This is a genomic window from Chitinophaga sp. (genome assembly GCF_036569125.1).
In the GTDB taxonomy this organism is placed as follows: Bacteria; Bacteroidota; Bacteroidia; order Chitinophagales; family Chitinophagaceae; genus Chitinophaga.
In genome coordinates, this window is sequence record NZ_DATCRF010000278.1 from 1 (window position 1) to 9,571 (window position 9,571).

Here is a 9,571-nt window from a genome sequence, read left to right on the forward strand (position 1 = left end):
GCGCAGGCCTGCTGGAAGATAAGCTGTTCCACCAGAAAACGCCGGAATCCTTTGAGCGTGTATTCTCCACCAAAGTAACACCGCTGCGTGTGCTGGCTGAGCACCTGAATGCAGACACGCAGTTCGTGGTCCTGTTCTCCAGCGTAGCCTCTGTATACGGTAACCGCGGGCAAACAGATTATGCGGCCGCCAACAGTGTAATGGACCGTTATGCACGGGTGCTGAAACAGCAGCTGAAAGCTAAGGTGATGGCCATTAACTGGGGCCCCTGGAAAGGCACCGGCATGGTATCCCCTTCGCTGGAAAAGGAATACGAGCGCCGTGGCATAGCCTTAATACCGCTGGGCGATGGTATGGAAACCTTTATTGATGAACTGAAGTATGGCAATGAAAGCCAGGTAGTGATCATGGCCGGTAATGTTACTTTCTGATAAAGAAAGAGGGAAATAAATCATAAAAATGGACCACAACATAGACGTAGCCATCATAGGTATGTCCTGCATTTTCCCGGGCGCCCCTGATGTAGCTGCTTTCTGGAAAAATATCATCAACAGGGTGGATGCGATACAGACCGTACCGGAAAACCGGATGGAGAGCATGTTCTTTGACGGGGAGGTAGCAGTAGACCGGTTCTACTGCCGGCGCGGCGGGTTTATAGATGATTTTGCAGAATTTGATCCTATACAATTTGGCATCCTGCCGCTGGTCGTGGAAAGCACGGAGCCGGAGCAGCTGCTGGCCTTACACCTGGCCCATAAAGCGCTGAATGATGCCGGAGTGTTTGAAAAGAACTTATCGCTGGAAAAAACAGGCATCATCATTGGCAAAGGGAACTACCCCGGCCCCGGCGCAGTAAGAGGTATTGAAATTATTAGAACCGGTGAACAAATAGTACGGGTATTGCAGCACCTGCTGCCCAATTTAAGATCGGAAGAATTAGACCTGGTGAAAAAAGAGTTCCAGGTAAAGAAAGGCCGCTTTGGTCCCGATACGGCCATGGGCCTCATCCCCAACCTGGTAGCTTCTCTGGTGGCCAACCGCCTGAACCTGGGCGGCACGGCCTATACCATTGATGCCGCCTGTGCAAGCTCACTTATAGCAGTGGACCATGCCGTGCAGGAGCTCAGCAGCCGCCGTTCCGATATGGTAATAGCCGGCGGCGTGCACGCCTCGCAGAACGCGCCTTTCTGGAGCATCTTCACCCAGCTGGGCGCCTTATCACGCAACCAGCAGATAAGGCCTTTTGACCAGCGTGCAGATGGGGTGATCATTGGGGAAGGCTGCGGTTTTGTTGTGCTGAAAAGACTGGAAGACGCCATCCGTGACGGACATCGTATATACGCGGTCGTTAAGGGTGTAGGCGTATCCAGCGACGGCGCAGGTGTAAGTGTAATGAGCCCTTCTGTAAAAGGGCAAACAAAGGCCATTCTGCAGGCCTGGCAGCAAGCGGGGGCTGATCTCCGCGATATTGGTCTAATTGAAGCGCATGGCACCGCCACACAGCTGGGCGACAAAACAGAGCTGGAAACCCTGCTGAATGTATTTGGCAGCGCAGCAGCATTACCCAAAGCAGGCATTGGCACCATTAAATCCATGATAGGTCATGCCATGCCCGCAGCCGGTATAGCAGGCCTTATTAAAACCGCGCTGGCATTACATCACGGCCAGCTGCCCCCTACCCTTCATTGTGAAGAGCCATTGCCTTTTATGGAAAAAACACGGTTCACACCCATACACAGCGCCACCCCCTGGGATGAAACCGGGCTGCCGCGACGTGCCGGAGTGAACGCGTTTGGCTTTGGCGGCATTAATGCGCATGTGGTAATGGAAGCTGTGGGTATGCAGGAAGGCATTGCAAAAAAACAATTCAACGGCATAGGCGCTGCAGCGCAAAAAGACCCGGTGCTGTTACTGGCAAGGCCAAATAAAGCCGCGCTGCTGCAGGCATTGGAAAACAATGAAACCTTTACCGGTGAAGGCGCTTACCGTATAGCCATTTTTGATCCTACACCGGAACGCATTCAACGCGCTATAAAAATTGTAAATAAAGATGTGCCCTGGCGTAACCGGCAGGACATCTGGTTCACCAACGAACCCATGTTATTACAGGGCGGTAAAATAGCCTTCCTGTTTCCGGGATTGGATGGCCTGGCCGGTGGCGAAACCAGCAGCGTAGCACAGTATTTTAACCTGCAGGGCTTATCGCATACAGCTGCTGCCGATGGTGTGTTAGGCGCTGCGCAGCAGCAAATGGAGAACAGCAGCATCCTGGATAGCGCCCTGAAATTATTAGGCGTACAACCACACCTGAATGCAGGGCATAGCCTGGGTGAATGGCTGGCCGGCCGCGCCGCTGAAATGGTAACAGAGCAATCACTGTTACGCCTGCAGGCGCAATTAGACCCTGCCCTGTTTGAACAAAAGAACGCTACCTTTTTGGTGGCAGGTTGCGGGTATGACCGGCTAAAACCATTGCTGGCCGCCACTAAAGACATTTACCTTTCTATTGATAACTGCCCGCAGCAGGTGATCCTTTGCGGCGCCAATGAGGCCGTGGAGGAATTTATCCATACCTTAAAAGCAGAACAGGTCTTTTACCAGGTGCTGCCCTTCCAGTCAGGCTTTCACTCCCCCTTTGTAAAAGACAAGCTGGAGCTGCTGCTGGATGGCATGAACCAACTGGAATTCCAGCAGGCGTCAGTGCCGGTATGGTCGGCCACTACCTTAACCACTTACCCGGATGATGTTGCCGCCATCCGCGCGCTGAGCGTGGAGCATCTGGTGGAACCGGTGCGCTTCCGCGAGCTTACAGAGAAATTGTATGAAACGGGCGTACGTGTATTCGTACAGGTAGGCGCCGGTGGTTTAATAGGTTTTGTAGATGATACGCTGAAACAAAAAAATTACAGCGCCGTAGCGGCCAGCGTACCCACCCGCTCCGGCCTCACACAGCTGCAGCGCGTACTGGCCGCTTTGTTTGTAGAAGGCCAGGCAGTAGACAGCACCTTTATGGAAGCACCTGCAGCTGCCACTATAAAAAGCAAATCAGCTAACCGCCCTATAAAATTGCAGCTGGGCTCTCCCATTGTACGGGAGCTGCCTTCCCTGAAAAAGCTGTCGGTGCCGGCTGCTAACCGCAGCGCCGTGCCGGAAACAGCTGCCTCACCGGTTATGCAGGCTTTGCTGAACAATTTTGCAGAGATCTCCGACATACAGCATAACGTAATGGAAATGCTCCGGCAAAAAGCTACCCACCGCAACGGAACTAACGGCCATGTACATACGGCTATGCCCACAACCCCGCTGCAAAAACAGCCGGTTATAAAAAAGCTGGATGTATCGCTGGATACACATCCTTACCTCATAGACCATTCCCTGATACGCCAAAGGCCGGGCTGGCATTGTGCAGATGATTGTGAGCCCGTGATACCCATGACCATGATCCTGGAAATGTTTGGCGATATAGCCAAAGAAAATGCACCGGGCATGGAAGTACAAAAGATCATGCAGGTAAAAGTGTTCCAGTGGATGAATGTGGCTACCCCCTTCCGCGAAACCGTAAAAGGAGAATGGAAAACACCTGACCGTATTTACCTGGACCTGGAAAAATATGCCAATGCAGAAGTACAGTTATCGCAGCAATATGGTACGCCGGAAAAAACGGCAGCAGATATTGGCGCGCCTTTGCAGCTTGCTATCACGCCGCAGCAGATCTACTCCCAGCGCATGTTCCACGGGCCTGCCTACCAGGGCATTACCGAAGTAAAGGTAATTGCCGAAAAAGGCATTACCGGTATCATTGAAGGCGGCGCCGGCAAAGGCTCCCTGCTGGATAATGCCGGGCAGCTGTTCGGCTTATGGCTGCAGCTAACCCTGCCTAAAGACCGTATAGCCTTCCCCGTAAAGATCCAGGAAGTGGAGTTCTACCAGCAGATGGAAGACCAGCAGGGCAGCTTTGAATGCACCTGCCAGCTAACATCCCTGAACGATGAATTTGCATTTGCAGATTTTATCCTGAAACGGGATGGTAAGGTATGGGCCATCATCCGCGGCTGGCAAAACCGCCGCCTGGAAATTGATGAACCGCTGTGGAATGCGCTCATCTCCCCCAAACATACACTGGCAAAAGAGATTGTACCCGGTGTGTTTATGTTCAACAACGCTTACAGCCGCGTGAACTCCTGGGATTTTATTGTGAAACGATACTTTAACCAGGAGGAGAAAAAACATCACAACAGCCTGCCCCTGCATAAAAAGAAAGAATGGGTCATTAGCCGGGTAGCCGTAAAAGATGCGGTAAAAGCCCTGCTGCTGGAAGCAGGTAACCTGTACTACCCGGTGGAATTTGCCATCAGGTCAAATGAAGCAGGCCAGCCCTTTACAGCAGGCGACATGACCGGCAACATTCACATTTCCCTGGCGCATAAAAATACGGATGCCGTGGCCATTGCCCGCTTTGGCAAACCCGTAGGCATTGACATAGAAGAGATACGGGAGCACAACACCGCTTTTGAAGGGCTGGTGTTTGACCCCGCGGAGCTGGCGCTGCTGGGTAACCGCAACCATGCGGAGTGGCTTACCCGCTACTGGGTAGCTAAAGAAGCCTATGGCAAATCATTGGGCAAGGGCCTGCAGGGCAATCCAAAGGCTTACGTGGTAGAGGCCATTAACGGCGAAACCTTAACCATACAAGGCGTACACATTCAAACTATTCAATACAAAAACTACATTATCGGATGGACCAGTTAACACAACCCGCTAAGCTGAGCGAAGCAGAGATCCTGCCCATATTGAAACAATTCATCACAGAAGTGATCGGTGAAGAATTTGTGGAAGACCTGGATATTACAGCAGCCAGCTCCTTTACCAAAGACCTGGAAATGGACAGCATTGAGATCGTAGCCTTTTCTGAAAAAGTAAAGAACTATTTCGGCAAGGACATTGATTTTACCGGCTGGTTATCCAACATGGACCTGGACCAGATCATTAGCCTGAACCTGGGCGATATTACCAAATACATCCAGTCATGCCTGTAGTGGAGCTGCCACATACACGCATTCACCTGCAGGAGATGAACAAGGGCGCAGCAGAAACCGTGTTAATGGTACATGGTATGTTCACCAACCTCTCCATCTGGTACTTTAACATTGCGCCCATACTGGCGGAACGCTATCATGTGGTGTTATATGACCTGAAAGGCCATGGTATGAGCGACAGAGCCCAACAGGGCTATGATCTGCAATCCATGAGCGATGAGCTGTTAGCGCTGATGGATGCCTTACAGCTCACATCCGTGTACCTGGCCGGTTACAGCTATGGCGGGTTAATAGCCCTTAAAACAGCCATCCGCCACCCGCAAAAAATTAAAAAGCTGGCGGTTATTGAAAGCCCTAACCCTTATGAGCAGGAAACCATGAACGTGGTGGATGTATACAGCAAAGAGCTGCTGGTACATTTCGTGAACGGGCAGGGCGACCACTCCCCTGCTAAAATGGGCAAGCGGCAGCTGGAACGCCGGCACCGGCTGTACGAATTTCTGCTGAAAGAAAGTACCATCCGGCAGGATATGCAGCAGGAAAGGCATTTCTTCAGCAACGGCGGTATAAAGGATATACCGCACGAAACGCTGCTTATTTACGGCAGGGATTCCGATTGTGTAAGCGCCGGGCTGGAGCTGCAGGAAAAAATAAAAGACGCCCGCTTACTCTTCGTGAACGGCGATCATAACATACCGGTGCAGGAGCCTTTTACCATAGGCAATGCACTAAAAGATTTTTTTGACACTCAAGACTAACCATAACGGCTATGGCAAAATTTGCTTTTGTTGTTCCTCCATTAACGGGTCATATTAATCCAACGCTGAGCGTAGGCGCAGAACTGCTGCTGCGCGGGCATGAAGTAGGCTGGATAAGCCTGGAACCTGCCCTGCAGGAAAAGCTGCCTCCCGGCGGACAGCTGCTGCTGATCCAATATGATGAAACAAACAATGGAGAAGAAAACCAGCCTTACATGGATGCCATCCAGCAAAAGAATGTATATGGCGTGGAAAGCATTAAGTTCCTGTATGATGATGTGCTGGTGCCGCTGAACAGGTATATGTTCCCCGGCATTATGGAGTGGCTGGATACTTTTCAGCCCGATGTGGTGATCAATGACCATGAGCTGTTTGCCGGCGCCATGGCCGCCGTTAAAAAGGGCATTCCCTATGCAACTGCCGTTACAGCGCCTGCCGCAGTACGCGCCATGGACGATTTGCCCAAGGTAAAAGAATGGGGCGATCAGCGTATAGTAGCGCTGCAGCAATCATTAGGGCTCACCGCCACACAGCCCATCCAGTGTTCCGACCAGCTTACGCTGGTATTTACCTCTAAAGCATTTTTTGGCGATAAAGAGCTGCCGGATTATTACCAGTTTGTAGGGCCGGTAATTGCACACCGCCCGGCTAACATACCCTTTGAATGGGAACGGTTTTACCATATGGGCCAGCCGCATAAAGTGCTGGTATCTATTGGTACCACCTTCGACCATACCTATAAAAAAGATTTCTTCAGCAAAGTATGCACCGCATTGGGTAATGAGCCGCTTACCGTAGTAGTGGTATCAGACCCGGCGCTTTTTGATACCTGGCCGGATAATTTTATTGTACAGGAAAAAGTGCCGCAGCTTGGGCTGCTGCCTTACCTGGATGCTGTAATATGCCATGGCGGCCACAATACCGTGTGTGAAACGCTGGCCCATCACCTGCCGCTGGTAGTGATACCCATTGCATACGATCAGTCTTTTGTGGCCGGCTGCGTAACCGCTACGGAATGCGGTGTGCGGCTGAACTTTAAACGCTTTAAGGCAGAACATTTAAAAAATGCCGTGTGGGATGTGCTGCAGGATCCGAAATACGCGGCGGCTGCACAACAGGTTAAAACATCTTTTGAAAAAGCAGGCGGCACCGCTAGAACGGCTGGGTTGCTGGAAAATATGCAGATGTGCAGATATGCAAATGTGCAAATGAGTTGAAAGCATACCAGGCATATCTTAATATTCGCACAATTTCCAAAACATCTGCACATCTGCATATCTGCACATTTGCACATTAAAACCGTTTCCATGAAAAAATACCTATTCGTCGTCCCTCCCTTCTTCGGGCATATCAGCCCTACGCTCAGCGTAGGCGCCAGCCTGTTAGCCCGCGGCCATAAAGTGGCCTGGGTCGGCATCCAGGAAATTGCCGCCAAACATGTACCTGCCGGTGGCGAGTTCATTGTACCGCATGCGGAGCTGGAAGAACATTTACCTGAAATACAACGGATCTTAAAACGGCAGGACGATGGCCCGCACATTTCAGGAGCCGAAACCCTGAAGCTGGCGCTGGAAGAAACCTATATGCCCTTTTGCCGCTTCATTATGAAAGGCCTGGAGCGTATTGTAGACGAGTTTCAGCCGGATGTGATCGTGAGCGACTGCATCACTTTTGCAGGCGCTATTTGTGCCCATAACAAAGGTATTCCCTGTGTAACCACTACCCCGGTGCCGCCGGATGTGGGAGGCGATGCAATGAGCGCGCCCAAGGTGCATGCCTGGTGGGTGCACAACATTCTTTCCCTGCAGCAGGAGTTTGGTATTTATACGCCGCAGGCCATCGTAAACTCAAACCAGCTGAACCTGGTGTTCACCTCGCAAACATTTGCCAATGTACCTAACGCACCGGCACATATGAAATTTGTAGGGCCGGTAAAAGGCCGCCCCAATGAAACACCGTTTGACTGGGAACGCCTGCGCAAGGTAACCACGCCAAAAGTATATGTATCGCTGGGTACGCTGCTGGTAGATATTCGCAAGGAATTTTTCAGCAAGCTGATAGAAGCCTTTGCTGATCAGCCTTTGACCATAATTGCCGCCACCAGCCCGGATATTTTTGAAACCTGGCCGGATAATTTTATTGTGCAGGGTTTTGTACCGCAATCAGAGCTGATGGCTGAAATGGATGCCGTGATCTGTCATGGCGGTTTTAATACCGTGAACGATACCTTCGTGAACGGCCTGCCCATGCTCATTACGCCCATTGCCTACGATCACTTTCATACCGCATCCCTGATAGAAAAGGCCGGCTGCGGTATTAAGCTGCGTTATAAACGACTGCGGGTAAACGATCTTAAAACAGCTATGTGGGAGCTGCTCAACAATCCGCAGTACCGCAATGCCGCACAGCGCATCCGCGAAACCTTTGTGCAGGCCGGCGGTAATGATAAAGCAGTGGAATACCTGGAAAGCTTTGCAGCAGAGGCTAAGATGGTCGCATTTTAGTCCATGGACCCAAAAAATAAACTATGAAACGTAAACTACTTTTCCTGGAGCGCTTCATTTATGGAGATGGTACCATTCCCAAGAATATCACCTTTACGGTAAAGATCAACGGCTCCTTTACAGAAGCGGCGTTGCGGAATGCGCTGGCTAAGATCCAGGCCCGGCATCCGTTGCTGACCGCAGGTGTGCAGGAAGATGGCAAGGGCCAGCCCTGGTTTGTATCACCCATGCCGGTACCGGATATCCCGGTGCGCATCCTCACCCGCACATCGGATGAGGACTGGATGCGGGAATCTGAAAAGGAGTGCCAGCAACGCTTTGATATGCAAAACGGTCCGCTGCTGCGCATGGTGTGGCTGCGCTCCGCAGAAGTATCGGAGCTCATTATGGTGTGCCATCACTGTATTTGCGACGGCGCTTCCATTGTAACGCTGTATAAGGAAATGCTTACGTTGCTGGATCAGCCGGACCTGGCCATCGGGCAATATGAATCATTTAATACAGTAGAGGACCTGGTGCCGGAAGCCATTTTATCCGATAAGAAATTACAGCGCAAAGGCAAGGTAACAGCGGCCATTTTACGTTTGTTCCTGTTCTTTGTATCCGGCAAAAAACAGATCCGCTGGGGTAAGGATTATACCGTGCGCTGGAAAATGGACAAGGCAGCTACCGCGGCGCTGGTAAGGCGTTGCAAGGTGCAGCATACCACTATGCACGCAGCTTTGTGTACGGCGTTCCTGCTTGCTTTCCGCCATGTAAGAGGCAGCAAAAATGTAAAGAACCAGGTATTTTGCCCGGTGAACCTGCGGCGTTACATCCCGGAAATAAAAGATGATATGCTGTTTGGCTTTGCCACCAGCACCACCTTATCTATTGATAAAGATCCCATGCTGGATTTCCAGGAGCAGGTGAAGCGGCTGAATAACCGGCTGTCGGAAAAGCTCTCCAACCTGAAGGTGTATGAAGAGATCATGCTTAATGAATACCTGCACCCGGTAGTGAAAAAATTATCGCAGTACCTGGGCACAGCCAGGGGCAATAATGATCTTACGTTCTCTAACATGGGCCGGCTGGACATTCCTAAAAAATTCAGCTCCTTTGAAGTAGAGGCGGTACACAATCCCATCCTCATCTTTAAATCAGCCAATCCGAACGGCATTATTGCCAGCACATTTGATGAACAATTAAATTTCTCTTTCCTCTCTAACGACGCGTATTTGTCGTATGAAGAGGCCAATGCTATCCGGGATAAGGCCATGGAGCTTTTACTGGA

At 51.0% G+C, this 9,571-nt stretch carries 7 protein-coding genes; all 7 read left to right on the plus strand.

The genetic code is table 11. The annotated features are described in order from the left end of the window. On the plus strand, positions 1-431 hold a 431-nt coding region (locus VIM87_RS10165; RefSeq protein WP_331996889.1), incomplete at its 5' end, for a KR domain-containing protein. A gap of 28 nt (positions 432-459) precedes the next feature. Next, complete coding sequence (locus VIM87_RS10170; RefSeq protein WP_331996890.1) at positions 460-4,749, plus strand: beta-ketoacyl synthase N-terminal-like domain-containing protein; 4,290 nt, start codon at positions 460-462, stop codon at positions 4,747-4,749. Beyond that, positions 4,737-5,036 carry a phosphopantetheine-binding protein gene (locus tag VIM87_RS10175; RefSeq protein WP_331996891.1) on the plus strand — a complete coding sequence of 100 codons (300 nt, stop codon included), beginning with the start codon at positions 4,737-4,739 and terminating at the stop codon, positions 5,034-5,036. The genes VIM87_RS10170 and VIM87_RS10175 overlap by 13 nt, the downstream gene beginning before the upstream one ends. Continuing rightward, positions 5,027-5,794, plus strand: coding sequence for an alpha/beta fold hydrolase (locus VIM87_RS10180; protein WP_331996892.1), 768 nt, complete (start codon positions 5,027-5,029; stop codon positions 5,792-5,794). The genes VIM87_RS10175 and VIM87_RS10180 overlap by 10 nt, the downstream gene beginning before the upstream one ends. 11 nt (positions 5,795-5,805) lie before the next feature. Continuing rightward, complete coding sequence (locus VIM87_RS10185; protein ID WP_331996893.1) at positions 5,806-7,011, plus strand: glycosyltransferase; 1,206 nt, start codon at positions 5,806-5,808, stop codon at positions 7,009-7,011. A 90-nt stretch (positions 7,012-7,101) separates the two neighbouring features. Further along, a complete protein-coding gene (locus VIM87_RS10190; protein WP_331996894.1) occupies positions 7,102-8,298 on the plus strand; it encodes a glycosyltransferase in 1,197 nt (398 codons plus the stop codon). A gap of 23 nt (positions 8,299-8,321) precedes the next feature. Then, positions 8,322-9,571, plus strand: a 1,250-nt coding sequence (locus tag VIM87_RS10195; protein ID WP_331996895.1) for a condensation domain-containing protein, incomplete at its 3' end; no start/stop codon positions are given.